At 54.7% G+C, this 18837-nt stretch carries 17 protein-coding genes; 7 read left to right on the top strand and 10 right to left on the bottom strand.

What is annotated here, in order from left to right; genetic code table 11:
* Positions 1-10: 10 nt before the first annotated feature.
* Positions 11-2140: a polyphosphate kinase 1 gene (gene ppk1 / locus RMR24_RS07345; protein WP_310614427.1), complete on the bottom strand. Its 2130-nt coding sequence runs from the start codon at positions 2138-2140 to the stop codon at positions 11-13.
* A gap of 141 nt (positions 2141-2281) precedes the next feature.
* On the opposite strand from ppk1, the gene RMR24_RS07350 reads away from it, so the two are divergent.
* Positions 2282-3535, top strand: a complete 1254-nt coding sequence (locus RMR24_RS07350) for a DUF4010 domain-containing protein (RefSeq protein WP_310614428.1) — start codon at positions 2282-2284, stop codon at positions 3533-3535.
* On the opposite strand, the gene asd is transcribed toward RMR24_RS07350, so the two are convergent.
* Positions 3532-4377, bottom strand: coding sequence for an archaetidylserine decarboxylase (gene asd / locus RMR24_RS07355; protein ID WP_310614429.1), 846 nt, complete (start codon positions 4375-4377; stop codon positions 3532-3534). The genes RMR24_RS07350 and asd overlap by 4 nt on opposite strands.
* Before the next feature lie 87 nt (positions 4378-4464).
* Here asd and RMR24_RS07360 point away from each other — a divergent pair, with 87 nt between their 5' ends.
* Positions 4465-6105 (top strand): aminotransferase class III-fold pyridoxal phosphate-dependent enzyme, encoded by a 1641-nt coding sequence (locus tag RMR24_RS07360; protein WP_310614430.1) that lies wholly within the window; start codon positions 4465-4467, stop codon positions 6103-6105.
* A 65-nt stretch (positions 6106-6170) separates the two neighbouring features.
* On the opposite strand, the gene RMR24_RS07365 is transcribed toward RMR24_RS07360, so the two are convergent.
* Positions 6171-6779 carry a hypothetical protein gene (locus tag RMR24_RS07365; protein WP_310614431.1) on the bottom strand — a complete coding sequence of 203 codons (609 nt, stop codon included), beginning with the start codon at positions 6777-6779 and terminating at the stop codon, positions 6171-6173.
* Between the two features lie 146 nt (positions 6780-6925).
* Here RMR24_RS07365 and RMR24_RS07370 point away from each other — a divergent pair, with 146 nt between their 5' ends.
* From RMR24_RS07370 to RMR24_RS07385, 4 genes are all read left to right on the top strand, one after another.
* Complete coding sequence (locus RMR24_RS07370) at positions 6926-8119, top strand: glycosyltransferase family 1 protein (protein WP_310614432.1); 1194 nt, start codon at positions 6926-6928, stop codon at positions 8117-8119.
* 29 nt (positions 8120-8148) lie between these two features.
* Positions 8149-9087 carry a CDF family Co(II)/Ni(II) efflux transporter DmeF gene (gene dmeF, locus RMR24_RS07375; protein ID WP_310614433.1) on the top strand — a complete coding sequence of 313 codons (939 nt, stop codon included), beginning with the start codon at positions 8149-8151 and terminating at the stop codon, positions 9085-9087.
* Positions 9088-9158: 71 nt separating this feature from the next.
* A complete protein-coding gene (locus RMR24_RS07380) occupies positions 9159-9851 on the top strand; it encodes a hypothetical protein (protein ID WP_310614434.1) in 693 nt (230 codons plus the stop codon).
* An 11-nt stretch (positions 9852-9862) separates the two neighbouring features.
* Positions 9863-10798, top strand: coding sequence for a cation diffusion facilitator family transporter (locus RMR24_RS07385; protein WP_310614435.1), 936 nt, complete (start codon positions 9863-9865; stop codon positions 10796-10798).
* 5 nt (positions 10799-10803) lie between these two features.
* On the opposite strand, the gene lplT is transcribed toward RMR24_RS07385, so the two are convergent.
* Genes lplT through RMR24_RS07410 form a run of 5 tightly spaced genes read right to left on the bottom strand, consistent with a single transcriptional unit; the run spans position 10804 to position 15111 of the window.
* Positions 10804-12039 carry a lysophospholipid transporter LplT gene (gene lplT / locus RMR24_RS07390; protein WP_310614436.1) on the bottom strand — a complete coding sequence of 412 codons (1236 nt, stop codon included), beginning with the start codon at positions 12037-12039 and terminating at the stop codon, positions 10804-10806.
* A gap of 9 nt (positions 12040-12048) precedes the next feature.
* Entirely contained in the window at positions 12049-12432 is a 384-nt protein-coding gene (locus RMR24_RS07395) for a hypothetical protein (protein ID WP_310614437.1), read from the bottom strand.
* Positions 12429-13496: a glycosyltransferase family 1 protein gene (locus tag RMR24_RS07400; protein ID WP_310614438.1), complete on the bottom strand. Its 1068-nt coding sequence runs from the start codon at positions 13494-13496 to the stop codon at positions 12429-12431. Before RMR24_RS07400 ends, RMR24_RS07395 begins: the two co-directional genes overlap by 4 nt.
* Positions 13493-14263 carry a UDP-2,3-diacylglucosamine diphosphatase gene (locus RMR24_RS07405; protein ID WP_310614439.1) on the bottom strand — a complete coding sequence of 257 codons (771 nt, stop codon included), beginning with the start codon at positions 14261-14263 and terminating at the stop codon, positions 13493-13495. The genes RMR24_RS07400 and RMR24_RS07405 overlap by 4 nt, the downstream gene beginning before the upstream one ends.
* On the bottom strand, positions 14263-15111 hold the full coding sequence (locus RMR24_RS07410; protein WP_310614440.1) for a GNAT family N-acyltransferase: 849 nt from the start codon (positions 15109-15111) through the stop codon (positions 14263-14265). The genes RMR24_RS07405 and RMR24_RS07410 overlap by 1 nt, the downstream gene beginning before the upstream one ends.
* 143 nt (positions 15112-15254) lie before the next feature.
* Between RMR24_RS07410 and RMR24_RS07415 the strand changes: the two genes are divergently transcribed.
* A complete protein-coding gene (locus tag RMR24_RS07415) occupies positions 15255-15998 on the top strand; it encodes a lysophospholipid acyltransferase family protein (protein WP_310614441.1) in 744 nt (247 codons plus the stop codon).
* A 6-nt stretch (positions 15999-16004) separates the two neighbouring features.
* Here the strand turns inward: RMR24_RS07415 and RMR24_RS07420 are convergent, their stop codons facing one another.
* Both RMR24_RS07420 and dctP read right to left on the bottom strand, forming a co-directional pair.
* Positions 16005-17807, bottom strand: coding sequence for a TRAP transporter large permease subunit (locus RMR24_RS07420; protein WP_310614442.1), 1803 nt, complete (start codon positions 17805-17807; stop codon positions 16005-16007).
* Complete coding sequence (dctP, locus tag RMR24_RS07425; protein WP_310614443.1) at positions 17807-18832, bottom strand: TRAP transporter substrate-binding protein DctP; 1026 nt, start codon at positions 18830-18832, stop codon at positions 17807-17809. Before dctP ends, RMR24_RS07420 begins: the two co-directional genes overlap by 1 nt.
* Positions 18833-18837 lie beyond the last annotated feature (5 nt).

Consider the following 18837-nt stretch of genomic DNA (forward strand, 5'->3'; position numbering starts at 1 on the left):
AGTTCAATCATCAGATTTTGTTGCCGTGCAATGCCATCAGGGCCGCTTGAGCCCCATGTGTTTTCACCGGCTTGGCCACTTGCGTGGTCATGCCTTTGCTGCGTCTTGGTTTGGCCGGTTGCACGCGGGTGTAGTGGCCTTGGGCATCCATGGCCCACGCGTCTGCGTTGTCGTGCAAATACGCCACCAAGCATTCGTCAATCACGCGTTGCCGCAAGGCAGCGTCTTCGACCGGCCAAGCCAACTCGACACGGCGCAGCATGTTGCGGTTCATCCAGTCGGCGCTGGACAAATACAAAGACTCGTCATTGCCCGTGCGGAAATAAAACACGCGCGAGTGTTCTAAGAAGCGGCCAATAATGGAGCGCACACGGATGTTGTCAGTCACACCCGGGCGCTGCGCGGGCAACATGCAGGCACCGCGAATGATCAAATCAATTTGCACACCCGCTTGGCCCGCTTGCACCAAAGCTTCCATGAGCTTTTCATCGGTGAGCGTGTTCATTTTCAAGATGATGCGGCCTGCCACGCCTTTGCTGGCAGCGAGTGCCGTTTTTTCAATCTTCTCGATCAAACTGCGTTGCAAATGGAACGGCGCAATCATGAGCTTGTTCAAGCGCGGAATCTTGCTTTGGTTGGCCAGCAGACTGAAAACACTTTCCACGTCTTGCGTGATCTTGGGGTCACTGGTGATGTGGCTCAAGTCGGTGTAGAGCTTGGCTGTGCGCGGGTTGTAGTTGCCCGTGGACAAATGCGCGTAGCGGCGAATGCTGCGCCCTTCACGGCGCGACACCAGCAGCATCTTGGCGTGGGTCTTCAAACCCACCACGCCATACACCACTTGCGCACCGATGTACTCAAGCTTCTCGGCCCAGTTGATGTTGGCCTCTTCATCGAAGCGGGCTTTGAGCTCCACCACCACCGTCACCTCTTTGCCACGCTGCACCGCTTCGCGCAGCAACTCCATCAACACCGAGTCCGCGCCCGTGCGGTAGATGGTTTGCTTGATGGCCAGCACACTCGGATCACGCACCGCTTCGCGCAAGAAAGAGAGCACGCCGTCAAAGCTCTCATAGGGCTGGTGAATCATCACGTCGCCCGCTCGCAGTCGATCAAAAATGGAACCATTGGTCACCATCTGCTCGGGGTAGCTTGCGCTGTAGCGCTGGAACAACCATTTGGGGTTGTCCACCAAATCAATCAGCTGGTTCAAGCGCACCAAGTTCACAGGGCCGTGAACGCGGTACAGGGCTGAGATGGGCAACTCAAACTGATCCAGCAAAAACTCAGACAAATACTCAGAGCAACCCGACGACACCTCTAAGCGCACCGCTTGTCCGTAGTTGCGGTGCACCAAACCTTGACGCAGCGCCGTGCGCAGGTTTTTCACGTCTTCTTCATCGACCGACAGGTCTGAATGCCGCGTCACGCGAAACTGCGAGAACTCGCCCACCTCACGCCCTGGAAACAGATCTTTCAAGTGCGCACGAATCACGCTGGAAATAGATACAAACAACTGGCGCTTACCGCACAATTTTTCGGGCAAGGCCATCAAGCGCGGCAAGCTGCGTGGCACTTTGACAATGGCAATTTCGTTGTCACGCCCAAATGCATCTTTGCCCGACAGGCGCACGATGAAGTTGAGCGACTTGTTGGCCACTTGGGGAAATGGGTGCGCGGGGTCTAAGCCCACAGGCAACAACAAGGGGCGCACTTCGCGCTCAAAGAACGACTTCACCCACTGGTGTTGCGCCAAGGTGCGTTCGTTGAACGACAAAATGCGCACGCCCTCTTTGGCAAACGCGGGCAGCAACACCTCGTTGTACAGCGCATATTGCTCATCGACCAAGTCATGCGCCACTTTGCTCAGTGAGTCTTGGGCCAACACGCCTGCGGCGTCCAGCGGGGCCAAGGGTCGGTCCAAGCTGGCATACAGCGCGGCTCGCACCTCAAAAAATTCATCGAGGTTGGAAGACACGATACACAAGTAGCGCAGACGTTCGAGCAAAGGCACTTCAGGGCGCTTGGCCCAATCGAGCACGCGGGCATTGAAAGCCAGCAAGCTTTGATCGCGGTCTAACCATTGCGCTTTGACGTTCTTGGACGTGAGCGTCTGTTTCGCTGTTGTTGCTGTTGTCATGGACTTGCCTCTTTATCTTGACTTCTAGTGTGGCAATTTAACGTGACAAATGTGTGACATTTATGACTTAAAAATGACAGACAACGCCCACCTTGATCACGACATGGACGCTACGCACAGTGCATTCACTAAGATGAAGACATGAACTGGAATACATCTTATCTGGGGTTGCTCACCGCGTTGAGTATTGGCTTACTGATTGGCACTGTGCGTGAACGTCTTCACAAACCCGGGCCCATGAAAGCCGGTGTTCGCACACACGGCATCGTGGCGCTGTTAGGTGCCATCACCTTTGGTATGGGGCCAGAAATTTTCATTGCCGCCTTGCTGATCTCAGGTGTCATGATTGCCGTGGGCTACCACCAGACTGCCCAAGAAGACCCGGGCATGACGGGCGAGTTCACCTTGATGCTCAACATCGTCCTGGCAGGCTTGGCCATGCATGACCCATCGCTCGCAGCTGGCATTGGTGTGGTGGTGGCAGCGTTGCTGTTTGTCAAAAAGCCCTTGCGCCGATTCAGCCAAGAAATCTTGACAGAGCAAGAACTCAAAGATGCCCTGATGCTGTGCGCTGCCGCCTTGGTGGCCCTGCCCCTCTTGCCCATGGATGCCATTGACCCGTGGAACGCACTCAAGCCTTATGTGATGTGGAAGATCGTGGTCCTCATCATGGGCGTGGGCATGCTGGGCCACATCGCTATGCGCGCCTCAGGTGTGACATGGGGCTTGCCATTGGCGGGCTTCTTCTTGGGCTTCATTTCCTCTACGGCGGCGGTGGCTGAATTTGGTCGAAAAACAAAAGCCAACCCTGAGCTTTCAACCATTGCCAGCGCCGCTGCGCTGCTGTCCACCTTGTCGTCCCTCATGCTGTTCGCCTTGGTGCTGGGCGCTGTCTCGCCAGAGTTGATGATGTCCTTGGCCTGGCCGCTGGCAGCCGCTGGGCTTGTGTTGGCTCTGGTCGCGGTCTACCTCATACGCGGGGCCAGCAACGCGATCCCCTTTGAGTTGCCTGCCACAGACGATGCCTTTCAAATTTCACATGCCTTGATGATTGCGGCCGTCATCAGTGCCGTCAGCCTGTGCTCGGCATGGCTGCGAACCGTGTTTGGCGACTCGGGCACCTTGGCCACCGCCATCGTCGTGGGCTTGGTTGAAATACAAGCCGCAGCCGTAGGCATTGCACAGCTCAGTCCTGCACACACCGACCCGTCAACCACAGCACGCTGGGGCGTGATTGGTATTTTCGGGGCAAGCGTTTGCTCAAAAGTCTCTCTGGCCTACTTGAGCGGTGGCAGACATTACGGCACAAAAATAGCAACGGGCTTGTTGCTGTGTCTTGCGGCTGCGGTCGTAAGCATGGACATTCAAAAATTAATTGCCCACACACCCGCTTAACGCTTCATCAACAGCGCCTCGCCCATGCGCAGGCGCTTGCCACTTTCAATGCCATCGGCCAGTGCGTAGCCCGGTGGCACAAACACCAAAATGGTGGAGCCATGTTCAAACCACCCCATCTCTTGGCCCTTGGTGTAGTCGGCGTCGCATGGAATGTCGTTCGGGCCTTTGTAGCGCAGATTCAGCAGCACATCCACCGCATGAAAACGCATGCTGGCCACCAACACAGCAGCCACGGGCACGATCAAAAATGGCACACCTTGATTCGTTTGCATTTGCAACACCGCACGTTCGTTTTTGCAGAACAGTTCTTTCACACGGGTCAACGCAATCGGATTGACATTCCAGGTGTCGCCCGAGATGTAGGTCACATGGCTCAAGTGCGCATCACAAGGCGCATGAAAGCGGTGGTACATGCTGCTGGTCAAGCGCATGGTGACAAAGGTGCCGCCCTCCAGCAGGCTGGGCCAGCGCTGCACCAAATCGGGTGAACTCAACAGGCTGTCCAAGGTGTACGGAAAGCCCTTGGCCTGAAACACCATGCCATCGCGAATCTCGCCGCACGCGCCCACGATGCAGTCGCACGGCGAACTCAATATGTCAGCACGAGGGTCAATCGGGCGCAGGCCAGGCAGCAACTCACGCGTGAAGCATTCATGCAGGCTGGCGAATTTTTGTTGTTTGGACTCGGTCAAATCCAAATCAGTGAACCAGCGCCACACGGCGATCGATCCCTTCACGATCCAAGGGTTGCGCAGCTGGCTCCACCAGCCCATGAATCGCGTGAGCGTGATGCGGGGGATGCGATTGGTCACCAAAAAGTTCAGATCTTCTTGCAGCATTAAATTTTGAAATTTATCTCGAATCTTCATCATCTTGTCACTTAAATTGAATAAAACAGAAACATCTTTAACACAAGGAAATTGACTGTGAACACCACATGGATGAGCTTGGGGGCCTTGGCAGCGTTAACGCCTTCGATTTACCGACGACTTCAACTCTCACGCGCTAAGCACCCTTCGCTGACCGGTCATTCGCGCATGGCCAAACGCCTCGCTCGCCTGCTACCTGGCTACCATTTTGACGAGGAAATATTCTTTAAATGTGACAACGCGCCCTTCGAAATACAGAATCTACGCCGTCAAGCATTTTTCAAAATTGCCGAAGTACTCAAAGCGCGCCACCCTTTGAGCATCCAAGCCAGTGCGGCGGCCAGACAAGACATCACCGACATGCAGTTCATTGCTGCCTACCGTGTGCCGTTTCAGTTCAGCCCCTTGGTGCAAGAGCATTTGAAGGTGGGCTCGTTTTTGCAATCGGCTGCTGGCGTGCACGTGACCGACCTGGATGGCCAATCGTTTTATGACCTGACCGGCTCTTATGGCGTCAACGTATTTGGCGCAGACTTTTACAAAAAGACCATGGCCGAGGGCCTAGCCAAAACACAAAGTTTGGGTCCCACACTCGGCGTGTACCACCCCTGCGTGGCCAGCAACGCCGCACGGTTGAAAAAGATTTCTGACATGGACGAGGTGTCGTTCCACATGTCGGGCACCGAAGCTGTGATGCAAGCCGTGCGCTTGGCCCGCTACCACACCAAGCGCAAGAACTTGGTGCGCTTTTGTGGCGCGTACCACGGCTGGTGGGAAGACGTGCAACCCGGCCCAGGCAACCCCATGCCCCCACGCGAGACCTACACACTCAGTGACATGAGCGAGCGCAGCTTAGAGGTCATCCGCACGCGCAAAGACATTGCTTGCGTGTTGGTCAACCCACTGCAAGCCCTGCACCCCAACGTCAATGCACCCGGCGACACCACGCTGGTCGACAGCAGCCGCAAAGCAGCTTATGACCGCGAGGCTTACACAGCGTGGCTGCACAAGCTGCGCCAAGCTTGCACCGACAACGGCGTGGTGTTAATTTTTGATGAAGTGTTTTTAGGCTTCCGCTTGGCGCCGGGCGGCGCACAAGAATATTTCGGCGTGCAAGCCGACTTGGTGACGTATGGCAAAACACTGGGCGGCGGCTTGCCGGTGGGCGTGGTGTGCGGCAAGAAGGAATGGATGCACCGCTTCCACCCAGACCGCCCAGCAGACATTTGCTTTGCGCGCGGCACCTTCAAAGAGCACCCCGTGGTGATGGGCGCGATGTCAGCCTTTTTAGACCAAATCGAAACACCAGAAATTCAAGCCATCTACAACGGGCTCGACGAACGCTGGAATGCTCGTTGCAAGTTGTTCAACGAGGCCATGACGGCCCATGACATTCCGCTGCAAGCCGCCAACATGTCCAGCGTGTGGACCCTGTTCTACACACAGCCCAGCCGCTACAACTGGATGCTGCAGTATTACCTGCGCATCCAAGGCTTGGCATTGAGCTGGGTGGGGACAGGCCGTTTGATCTTTAGCCTCAATTACAGCGACGCTGACTTTGAGGCTGTGTTGCAACGCTTTGTGTTGGCCGCGACGCAAATGAAGAGCGATGGCTGGTGGTGGCACTCACCCGAGCTGACCAATAAGAGCATCCGTCGCAGCATCTTGAAAGAAAGCTTCTTCAAGTCAAGCACTTAGGCATTGACCAAGCAAAAGGGGTTCAGGTCATATGACCTGAACCCCTTTGATCTGTCTTGCAGCTGTTAATGGCTGGCGTTCAAGAAGTTTTGGTCAAAGCGTTGACCGCGCATCAATTGGAAAGGGGCTTTGTGATACAGGTACACATCATGGAACGGGTCTGTGACGATCTTGGTCATCCACACCAAGCCCGTTTGCACGTCTTTGATGATGCACAAGTGGATGGTGCGAAACAACAAGCCACCCACGCCCAATGCCAACCAAGAGTAGCCCACAGCTTCTGAGAACTCTACCCATGTGTCATGCGTAGGCACCACATCGAACAAACCGGGGAAGTAGTAAATCACCAAAGGCAACAACACCCAAATGCTCAACAAAATGACTTTGCGGCGAAGGTTATAGCCAACTTTGATTTCTTCCTTGAAATCGTTGGTGGCTTCGTTCACATGGTCATAGCCCAAGGGTTCAAAAAAGAAGTGGCCCGATTGACGCGCTGTCATGGAAACCAGCCAAGCCAATAAAGCAGCCCAAGCAGGATTGACAAACAGCAAAGCGTAGGAAACCAGAAAGCAAAGTGCGCTGAGCAAATGCAGTGACTGATTGATGCGGCAATGGTGGTAATAACGGTGGTCATCCCAGCGTTGAATGCGCAACTCTTCTAGAAATTTTTTCACGTCTGTTCCTCATGTGTATCAAGACAGGGTGATCATGGTCGTGTCATGTGAAAATTTGGTGACAGGCAAAAGAAATATCGATGAAATATTTTTTGACAACTTCAATTTGTCATCAAGTTGTTAAATTCATCAGCAACCATGCCAGGATGGACATCACAAGCACGACACCTATCTTGGTCGAAAATTTCGAACCTGCACAGCGCTTCTTACGCATTGCAGTCGTCACAGAAACATGGCCACCAGAAGTCAACGGTGTTGCAGTCACTCTGTCACGGTTGATTCAACATTTGGGGCACCGCCAGCACACCATTCAGCTCATTCGTCCACGCCAAGACAAACACGATGCGGGGGTCGAGAATGTCGGTTGGTCCGAGTTGCTGCTGCGTGGCCTGCCCATCCCCCGATATCCCCAACTCAAGCTGGGTTTGCCCAGTAAAAAAGCGCTCATCAAAGCTTGGAGCACCCGACGCCCTGACCTGGTTCACATCGCCACCGAAGGTCCGCTGAGCTGGTCAGCCCTTCAAGCGGCACAGACGCTTCGTCTGCCTGTGACCTCAGATTTCCGTACCAACTTTCACAGCTACTGCCAGCACTATGGCGTGGGCTGGCTCAGCAAACCGATCGTGGCTTACTTGCGCAAGTTTCACAACCGCACGGCTTTCACCATGGTGCCAACGCAGGCCATGAAAGATCAACTCGAGGGCATGGGTTTCAAAAACCTCAAAGTGGTGGCACGCGGCGTAGACACGCAACTCTTTCACCCCAACAAACGCAGCGATGCCATGCGTGAAAGCTGGGGCGTCACCCCAGACACCATGGTCCTGTTGTCGACCAGCCGTTTGGCTGCCGAGAAGAACCTCAACCTCACCATTCAAACCTATCAAACACTGATTGCCCAAGGTCGAAAGGTCAAGATGGTGTTTGCAGGCGATGGCCCTATGCGAGCCGTGACGCAAGCCAAATGCCCTGATGCGATTTTTGTGGGCATGTGTACCCATGAAGAATTAGCCACGTTGTATGCCAGTGCAGACGTGTTGCTTTTCCCCAGTCTGACTGAGACCTTTGGCAACGTCACGCTTGAAGCACTGTCCTGCGGCACACCTGTGTTGGCATTTGATTGCGCAGCTGCCGGTGAATTTATCGACGACCGGAAAAATGGTTGGCTGGTCCCCAGCGACGAACCACACACCTACATTGAGCGCGCACTCGAGATCACGCAAGACAGCGCCACACTCGTGCAAGCCCGTGAATTCACACGCATCAGTGTGGCGCAGCTGGGCTGGGATGAAATCGCCAGCCAAGTGGAAACCATTTTCAAACGCGCCATCGAACTGGGATAATGCTTGTCTCTTTGATTGCTAGGCGCTCCATGAACAACACCCCTCTGTCTGAATGGATCCACGATCACATCTTTGATGAAGGCAGTGAAGCGGCTGAAAAAAGCACCCGCGTCGTCATGTGGATCACCGCAGCCATGATGCTGGTCGAAATCACGGCGGGCTGGTGGTTCAACTCTATGGCGCTGCTGGCTGATGGCTGGCACATGAGCTCGCACGCGGTGGCCATTGGCCTGAGTGCGTTTGCCTATGCCGCCGCTCGCAAATACGCCAAAGACACGCGCTTTGCCTTTGGCACTTGGAAGATTGAAGTCTTGGCGGGGTTCACGAGTGCCATCTTTTTGCTGGGTGTGGCCGCCATGATGGTGGTCGGCTCGGTTGAGCGACTGCTCTCACCCGAACCTATCCATTACCAAGAAGCACTCATTGTGGGCGTTTTGGGCCTGGCAGTGAATTTGGTGTGCGCGTGGGTTCTGGGCCATGCGCACCACGGCCATAGCCATAGCCATGACCATTCGCATCACGGGCATGAACATCAGCATGACCTGAATTTGAAATCAGCCTACATCCACGTCATTGCCGATGCAGCCACGTCTGTGCTGGCCATCGTGGCCTTGTTGGGCGGTTGGATGTATGGCTGGTCTTGGCTCGATCCGGCCATGGGCATCGTCGGGGCCGTCTTGGTCGCCGTATGGGCCAAGGGTTTGGTGCAAGACACCGCTAAAGTACTGTTAGACCGTGAAATGGACCACCCTGTGGTGGACGAAATTCGCGACGTGCTGGCACAAAACACCAGCCCTGACACCACCCACTTGACAGACTTACACGTCTGGCGCGTGGGTAAAAATGCTTACGCCTGCGCCTTGAGCTTGGTGACAAAAGACCACCAACTCACCCCCGTTTTTGTGCGTGAGCAACTGGCCATTCACGAAGAAGTGGTGCACATCACGGTGGAGATTCACCGCATTTGATGCCTGCTGCGTCATCGAGCAGACACACCGTCACCACACATTCATCCATGTCTTTTTTTAAACGATTCGCCATGCGTCACTTACTCGTTAGCCTCTCATTGCTCGTTGGCTGCTCTGCTTTTGCGGCACGTCCTTTCATGACAGACGATGCGCGATTGACAACAGCTGAAAGCTGCCAACTGGAAAGCTGGACGCGCCATTACAAAAACAGCAACGAAAAATGGGCCCTGCCCGCTTGCAACCCCACGGGGAATTTTGAAATCACAGCCGGCGGTGGTCACATCAAAAACACAGGCGAACCCGCCACCAACGACTATGTGTTGCAAGGCAAATCGCTGTTTCAAGAGCTCACCACCAACGGTTACGGCTGGGGCTTGGCGGTGGGACAAATCAACCACCCAAGTGCTACCGCAGGTCCCAACAGTTTGGGCAATACCTACGCTTACATCCCTCTGTCCATCTCCACGCTCAATGACAAAGTGATTTATCACACCAACGTAGGCTGGCTGCGAGACAAAGCCACGAATGAGCAACGCATGACTTATGGCTTTGGTGCAGAGATTCAGACCAGCAGTCGCATGATTCTGATTGCCGAGACTTTTGGCGACCACAAAGCCAAGCCTTACTGGCAAACGGGTGCACGCTACTCAATCATCCCCAACTTGCTACAAGTCGACACCACCATAGGTCAACAGTACAACGGCACAACGAACAACCGCTGGATATCTTTTGGCCTGCGCTACATTCCAGAATCAATTTTTTAAATCAACCTCCTATGAACTTTTCTGAGATTGAGCACGACTCGGAAACATCCGAATCAGACATCAAAGCCCGCGCGCAAGCTGCATCGCGCTGCACCTGGGTCAGCGTGGGTGTTAACTTGGTGTTGACGTGCGTGCAAATCGCAGCAGGGGTGTTTTCAAAATCACAAGGTTTGATCGCTGACGGCATTCACTCCTTGTCTGATTTGGTAGCCGATTTTGTGGTGCTGATCGCCAACCATCACAGCCAAAAAGATGCCGACGAAGAGCACCCCTACGGCCATCAAAGGTTCGAAACGGCGGCCTCCTTGATTTTGGGTTTGCTGCTGTTGGCAGTGGGCGTTGGCATGCTGCTTTCAGCGGTCGACAAAGTTCAACACCCAGAGTCATTGCAACAAGTTCATGTGCTGGCACTTTATGTCGCGGCGGGTGCGCTGGTGGCCAAAGAGCTGTTGTTTCGCTATATGTTGGCTGTGGCCAAAGAAGTCAAATCCAGCATGCTGGTTGCCAATGCATGGCATGCCCGTTCTGATGCCGCCTCTTCCTTGGTCGTGGGCGTTGGCATTGCGGGCAACCTCTTGGGCTACCCCATTCTCGACCCCATTGCTGCGCTGGTGGTTGGCCTCATGGTGACCAAAATGGGCTGGGAATTTGGTTGGGACGCCTTGCACGATTTGATGGATCGCTCAGCCGACGAAGCAGAAGTCATCGCCATTCGTCAAACCTTGCTTGAAACGCCGGGTGTCAAAGATGCGCATGACATCAAAACCCGAAAAATGGGTGACATGATCGTGGTGGATGCTCACATCGAAGTAGATGCAGCCATCACAGTAGAAGCTGGGCACGACATTGCAGTTGATGCACGTCGTCGTGTCATGCAACGCCACCGCGTGCTGAACTTGATGACCCACATCGACCCTTGGCAAAAGCTCGATGCGGATCACGCTTAACGCACTTAACGCACTTGGCGCCACAGCAACAAGCACAAAGGCGCCATGCCTGCGATCAACACTGTGGCCAAGAGCAGCATGATGAACGTGAGCGACACACCAAAGGCCAGCAAGGCGCTGTAAGCGGCCAACATCAGCAGCACGCACAGGTTTTCGTTAAAGCCTTGCACCGCAATCGATCGGCCTGAGCTCAGCACTTGCATGCCACGGTGCTGCAGCAAAGCGTTCATGGGTACCAGCAACATGCCGCCTGCCACGCCCACACACAACAACAGTGGAATAGCCAACCAAACATTGGTCACCCACACCATCACGGGCAACAGCACCGCCAACAACAAACCCCAGGGCAAGGACTGACGTGCTGAGTGCAGCTTGAAACGACGGCCTGCCAAAAACGCCCCAAGAATCACACCCACCGCCACCAAGGCTTGCAAATAGGCACCTGTTTTGAGTGTCAACGCCAAGGTTTGCTGCGCCCACACCAACACGGCAAATTGCATCACTGCGCCCACGCCCCAATACAAGGTGGTGACATACAGCGAGACACCGCCCAGCGGATCACGCCAAAGCTTGAGGTTGGTTTTCCAAAACGTGCCCCAGCGCACGGACTGCCATGTGAGGAGAGCCATGGCCACACGACGTCGCATGGGTTGCAGGCCAAAGTTCAAGGCTGCAGCACTCAAGTACACGCACAGCACCAAGGCCATCGCAGGCAAGGTTTGGGTCTCCACCAAGACACCTGATGCGAACGAAAACACATCGGCAAAATCAGCAGCAACACCCGACTCCGTCAAACCAGTCAAGGCACCACCCAACGCAATGCCAAGCACCACCGACAGCACCACCGACACCTCGAGCCAAGCATTGGCTCGCACCAAAAAACGGGGCTCTACGGACTCGGTAGCCAGCCCATATTTAGACGGCGCATACACCGAAGCAGCCAGTCCAATCAGCGCAAACGCGCACAGCGGCTGCACGCCCAATAGCAACAGCAACACGCCCACCATCTTGAGCGCGTTCATGTAGGCCATCAAACGGTTTTTAGGAAAGGCATCCGACAGTGGCCCCACCAACGAGGCCAACAGCACATAGGCCAAGGTCAAAGAAAACTTCAACAAGGGCGCCCACCAGCCCGGATAGCCCTGCTCGTTGAGAAAGTAGATGCCTAAGATGAGCAGCGCGTTGTCAGCCAGCCCCGATGCAAATTGGGCACCGATCAGAAAATAAAAACCTTTGGGCATTCCACGCAACTATTTAGGTGACCAGTGTGCAAAGCCCATGATCAACAGCACACGCAAATGGTTTTCCAACATGTCCATCCCTTGCACATTCAAGGCTTGCGCTGAGTGCTTGATTCGAAAGGATTCGTGCCGGGCGGGAAACTCAATCCAAATCAGATCGGGCACAAACCCAACAGGCGATTGAATGCGAATCGCTGGAAATTGCCCATCAAATCGGTTGGCACATGTGAACCGAAAACTTCGACCTTGAGTCACCTCGGCCAACGAGGCAAACAAGTTGGGTAACAAGTGTTCCCTGACATCTCGGTAATCCAAATACCGATGGGTGTCCTTTAAATAAGCTTCAAAGGTGGGGTCGGCCAGACTGTTTGCAACGAAATACAGCGGTGTCATGGATGCACCTTGATACCGGATTGATCGCGACGCGCAATAGGTACCAAGTGCTGTTCAAACAAACGGGTGGACTCATCCCAGCTGAATGTCAGCGCTTGGGCACGGGCTTCTGTACGGGGCACTTTCAAAGCCTCTAGGCTGGCATAGGCCAAGTCTTCGTGCAACACACCGCCCTTGCGGTGATGCGGGGCATCCACATCGGGGCGCAACACTTCCAGTGGGCCATCCACTGGGTAGGCCGCCACAGGCGTGCCGCACGCCATGGCTTCGAGCATCACTAAGCCAAAGGTTTCGTTGCGACTTGGGAAGGTAAACACATCGGCCGTGGCATACACACGGGCCAACTCACCACGCGGCAACACGCCCAACCAACGTACATGATGGAACTTGTCTTTCAGCTCTTTTTCAAGCGGCCCCACTCCGCACACCACTTTGCTGCCGTGCCATGGCATGGCTAAAAAACTGTCGATGTTTTTCTCATAAGACACACGACCCACGTACAAGGCAATCGGGCGCGGCAAATCGCTCAAATCAGGATAGCTGGCCACGGTCTCGGCATAAGCAAACAACCCCATGTCCACACCATGCGTCCAGCTGCGCAAATTTTTAAAGCCCCAACCGTCCAACAAGCGCATCACACCTTGTGTGGGCACCATCACACCCGCAGAGGGTTTGTGGAAGTGGCGAAAAATGGCGTAGCCCATCCACAGCGGAATACGCAGCGCCGCTTTGAGCACCTCGGGAAATCGCGTGTGAAAAGCGGTGGTGAATGGCAAATCATGTTTCAAACAGTATTTGCGTGCCGCCCAACCCAGCGGGCCTTCGGTGGCCACATGAATCACGTCAGGCGCAAACGCATTCAACTGCTTGGCCAATTGCGGGTAAGGCTTGACAGCCAAATCAATACCCGCGTAGCCAGGGCATGGTCGCGTCTTAAATAAGTCGGGATGAATCACCTCCACCACATGGCCCTTGGCATTGAGCTGGTCCACCAGCTCAACCAAAGTCGTTACCACGCCATTGATCTGGGGACGCCAAGCGTCTGTGATGAGGGCAATTTTCATGTGACGTTGACCAATTGGGGTTTACTCACCATGACAGGCTCAGTCTCCCAAAACAGCAATGACAACTCGCCCGTTTCGCTTTCCACCAAGGCGCTGCGGCTTTCCACCCAATCGCCATCGTTGCAATACAAAATGCCGTTCACGTCACGAATCTCAGCGCGATGGATATGGCCGCACACCACACCTTGGTAACCATGCTTGGCAGCTTCGTGCGCCACGGCATTTTCAAAATCGGTGACGTAGTTCAAGGCCTTCTTCACCTTGTGCTTGAGGTAGGCAGAGAGCGACCAATACGGCAAGCCCAAACGACCGCGCATGTTGTTCAAGTAACGGTTGAGCTTGAGGGTGAACTCATACAAGTAGTCGCCCACATAGGCCAACCACTTGGCTTGTTGCACCACCGCATCGAAGTAGTCGCCATGAATCACCCACAACTGGCGACCATCGGCGGTTTTGTGCACCGCCTCGTCCATCACTTCAATGCCACCGAAATGGTGGTCTAAGAAATGTCGCGCAAACTCATCGTGGTTGCCAGGCACGTAAATGACACGGGTGCCTTTACGTGCTTTGCGCAACAGCTTTTGAATCACGTCGTTGTGTGCCTGCGGCCAATACCAACGGCGACGCAATTGCCAGCCATCAATGATGTCACCCACCAGGTATAAATAGTCGCTCTCATGCGCTTTCAAGAAGTCGAGCAAAGCGTCTGCTTGACAACCGGGCGTGCCCAGATGCAAGTCCGAGATGAAGATGGCTCTGTAGTGCATCAAGCGCCCAAGAAGTGTTTGCGGTAACGCGGTGGCATGTCGTTGATCTTCATCAACATGGGCAAGTCAGCTGTGTTGAAGTCTGGGTCCCACGCAGGTGCGCCCAACACTTTGGCACCCAAGCGCAAATAGCCTTTGATCAATGCAGGTGGTTCAAACGCGGGGTTGACTTCCCACTGCTCCACAGGCAAAGCCAAACGTGGCGTGACTTGGTTTTCGATGTCCGCCAAATGTGTTTTCTTCAGTTGGTGCCAAATGCTGGCAGCCACTTCACCACTCACCACGCCTTGGTGCAGCATGGGAATGCTGGCACAGCCAATCATCACGTCCAGCTTGTTGCGCACCATGAACTCGGCCAATGCGCCCCACAAAGCCATGATGACGCCGCCGTGGCGGTGCTCAGGATGCACACAGCTGCGACCCAGCTCGACCATGCGTTCGCGGTACTGGCGCAAACGTGTCAGGTCAAACTCGAGGTCTGAATAGGTGCTACCAATGCGCTTGGCTTGGGCTGGTGTCAACACACGGTAAGTGCCAATGACTTGCTCGGTCACGTCGTCACGGATGATGAGGTGTTCGCAAAAGTCGTCGAACAAATCAATGTCGTGACCAGGAATGCTGTCTTTCAAACGTGCGCCCATCTCGGTGGCAAACACGTCGTAACGCAGACGCTGCGCCTCACGCACTTCGTCTTGGTGCTTGGCCCACTCAACAATCAGGGCTGGGCGTGTTTCAGTTTTTTGGGCAGTGACAGAAACTTTTTGAGCGTCATGATCGTTTCGATGAAGTGACCCCCGGGGCACATCGATGAACGACAAAGGCATGGTTGGGTTTGGCAGTTCTTTCATGGTCTGTCCTTAGTGAATCAATGGTGATGATTCTTGTCAGCGCATGTGAATTAACCGCGAAGGTTGCATGAAATTTTCGTGACAAAACACCTTGAAAAATTCACCGATCTGTCACAAACCAAACCTATGCTTATCAGCCAACCATGTTGATTAAATATTTACGCCTCCTTCGCGCCTTTGGCCATGCCTTTTGGATTTTGTGGATCAAGTTCCCTCGCTTAAGCCGAGAGAGAAAACTTGAAGAGATCAGAAACTGGTCTCAAAAAACTTTGGATGTGTTGGGCGTCCAAGTGATGCACGAATCACCGATACAACTTGCTCGCCACGAAGCACCACCCCGCTTGCTGGTGGCCAACCATGTGTCGTGGATTGATGCGCTGATCATTCAAACCATTCAACCCAGCATCTTTGTGGCCAAGGCGGAAGTGAAAAGCTGGCCCATTGTGGGCAGCATTGCTACCGGATGCGGCGTGGTGTTTGTCAACCGTGGCTCTCCCAGCTCAGCGCGTCTGATGGTGGATGAGCTGTCTAGCGCCCTGCATCACGGCTACTGCGTCGCAGGCTTTCCTGAAGGCACCAGCACCGAAGGTAGCTCGGTCAAACTGTTTCATGGCAATTTATTTGAAGCGGCCATCAACCACAACATTCAGGTGCAGCCTTTGGCCATTCGTTACACCAACCCTCGCACGGGCGCGCTGTGCATGAAGGCGGCATTCATTGGTGACATCGGTTTTGTGCAGTCACTGCACCAAGTGATGTCGTCAAGCGGCATTCAAGCCAAGGTTCAGCTCTGCGATCCACTGTCCCCCGAAGGCCATTCACGCCGAACCTTGGCCCACCTCTCGCAGCGCAGCGTGAGCAGCCAGCTTGAGCTGCTCAACGCTTAATTTAAATTACCGAGCGAGCGACATCACCAAGCTGGGCAAGCCAGTGGCCAGCAGGGGTAACCACGAAATCAGCAACGTTCCTACAAAGATGGCCAACAAGGCAGGCGCTACTGAGGCAGCTACCGTGCGAATGGGTTGCTTGAACACCGCAGACGCAAAGTAAATGTTCATGCCTGCGGGGGGGCACAAAAAGCCCATTTCCATGTTGGCCAAAAAGATGATGCCAAAGTGCACGGGGTCAATGCCGTAGCTGATGGCCAAGGGCAACAACAAAGGCACCAACACCACGATGGCGGCATAGATTTCCATCAGCGCACCGGCCGCAAACAAGAACACATTGAGTGCCAACAAGAACACCCATTTGTTTTGCGTGACGCCTTGCACCCATTCGGTGGCCAAGTCTGGAATGCCTGCGTCGACCAAGTAGTTGGTCAGCCCTAGGGCCATGCCCAAGATGAGCATCACACCCCCAATGATTTGGGTGCACTGCGCCAAACATTCACCCAACTTGTTGGCGCTCAACTCGCGGTGCGCCAAAGCTTGGGTAAGCACCGCATAGATGGCGGTGAGGGCCGCACTCTCAGTGGGTGTGGCTAAACCACTGGCTAACGAACCAATGGCCACCACGGGGGCCAGCAGCTCCCACTTGGCGTGCCATGCCGCATCACGCAAGGCCTGCGTGCTGAAGGTCGATTTGACATTCGAGTCTGTACGAACCACGTCTTGGCGTAAATAGCCGCCAAAAATCAGCAAGCACACCACCATCACCACCGCAGGCACGATGCCGGCCAAGAACATGGTGTTGATGGGCACACGCGCAATGATGGCGTACATGATGAGCGGCACCGACGGTGCCAGCAACACACCCAGCGCACTGGCACTCGTCACCAAACTGATGCCCTTGCGCTCGGGGTAGCACACGCCTTGCAGCAGGGGCAACAGCAACCCACCCAAAGCCAAAATCGTCACGCCACTGCCGCCCGTGAAAGCGGTGAAGCACGAACACAACACAGTCGCGGCAATCACAGTGCCCGTTTTGCCACCACCAAACAAGGCCACAAACACTGCCCCCAATCTTTGCGCCGCACCAGTGCCCGCAAAGATCAAACCTGCCAAAGTGAAAAGAGGCAACGCAGGCAACGATGGGTTCACCGTGATTTGGTAATGCGACAAAGCAATGGATGCCAGAGGCAAACCATCTTGCCAAAACAATGCCAATGCCAAACCGCCTAACACCGCAAAAATGGGCGCACCAAACGACAACAACAAACCCAGCCCGATGACCCAAGGCCACAGCGGCAAGGCTTCGCCATCAAAGCTGTAGGCCAGCCATGCACCCAACAAAGGTGCAGCCAACGCTCCAGCTAACTTCCAGCCCAACTGCGTGCTGCAACGCGCACCCAATTTCAAAGCCAAACAAGCAAAGCCAATCGGCATAGCCGCTTCAAACCACCACACCGGAATGCCATAAGCCAACAGTTGCTCGGCCGACATTTCGCTCAGCACCAGTTGACCACTGGCCCAAGCCAACACACCGCATACTGCCGCCGCACCGAGCTGGCCCACCGCGTAAAAACGCGGCACCAGCACACCCAAACTGGTGAGGTGACCAAAGCGCTCAGCCGCAATGGCACCGGCCATGGCCATCAACAGCCCCAAGTGCTGCACCACCACAGGCGCGTTATCAATGCCTTTGCCCATCATGGGGCGCGACAAAATTTCGACCAAGGGAATCAAGGCCATCAATACCAGTGCCAACCCAGCCAGCCAAGTGTCGGCCTGTGTAAGGCCACGAAGGAGTCGCCCCATCATTTGGCTTTACCTGCGCGGTAAGCCTTGAGATGGCGAAACACCTCGTCAAAGGTCTCGGCCGGCACCAAGGTACCGCGAATGCGTGGGTAAAGTTTTTCGGCCAAGTCGTTCCACGCACGCATTTGTTCGGCGTTGGGTTTGTTGACAATCAAGCCGCGTTTTTTCATGGCATCCACCGCCTCTTCCACTTCTTGGCGGGCTTTGGCACGCAACTGAGCACCAGCTTTTTCACCTGCTGCACGCACCGCCACTTGGGTGTCTGGGCTCATGTCGTCCCAAGCTTTTTTGGTCACCACCAAAGCGCCCACGATAGGTGCCCAATTGATTTCCAACATATTGGGGGCCATGGTGTAGACCTGACTGGCCAAGGCAAAGTAAGGCGTCGACGGCACCACGTTGATCATGCCGGTTTGCACCGAAGGCAAGATGTCGCTGGTCTCTAGCGGCACGGGCGTGTAGCCCATGCTCTTCATGATCTCTTGCTGATCGGCCTCGCCGCCCCATGCAAAGAACTTCATCTTTTGGTAGTCCTCAGGCTTGAAGGCGGGGTCTTTCGAAAAGAAACGCACCCAGCCCGCATCGCCCCAAGCCAACACCACAAAGCCTTTGTCGAGAAATTTTTTCTCCATGGCGGGGCGCATTTTTTCGCGCACATAGTCCACCTCATCCCATGTTTTGAACAACAAGGGCATGGATTGCAAAGCCGCAATGGAAGGCTCAATTTCACGCAAACCCACCACCGACAACAAGGCTCCTTGCAACTGGCCAATGCGCATGCGACGCGCTAGTTCGGTCTCGCCGCCTTGGCTGCCATCGGGATACACGACAAACTTGGCGTTGCCGCCTTGCGCGTTGCGCCACACCTCGCCCACTTCCATCAGCTGGCGGTGGTAGAGCGAATTTTTAGGAGCCAAGGTGCCCAAGCGCAACTGCTTGTCAGGGGCAGACCAAGACGCGGTTTGCGCACACAACAGCCCCACGGCCACACACACTTGCAAACATGATTTCAATAATTTAGACATTCACG

Source organism: Limnohabitans sp. (assembly GCF_031539105.1).
Lineage (GTDB): Bacteria > Pseudomonadota > Gammaproteobacteria > Burkholderiales > Burkholderiaceae_C > Limnohabitans.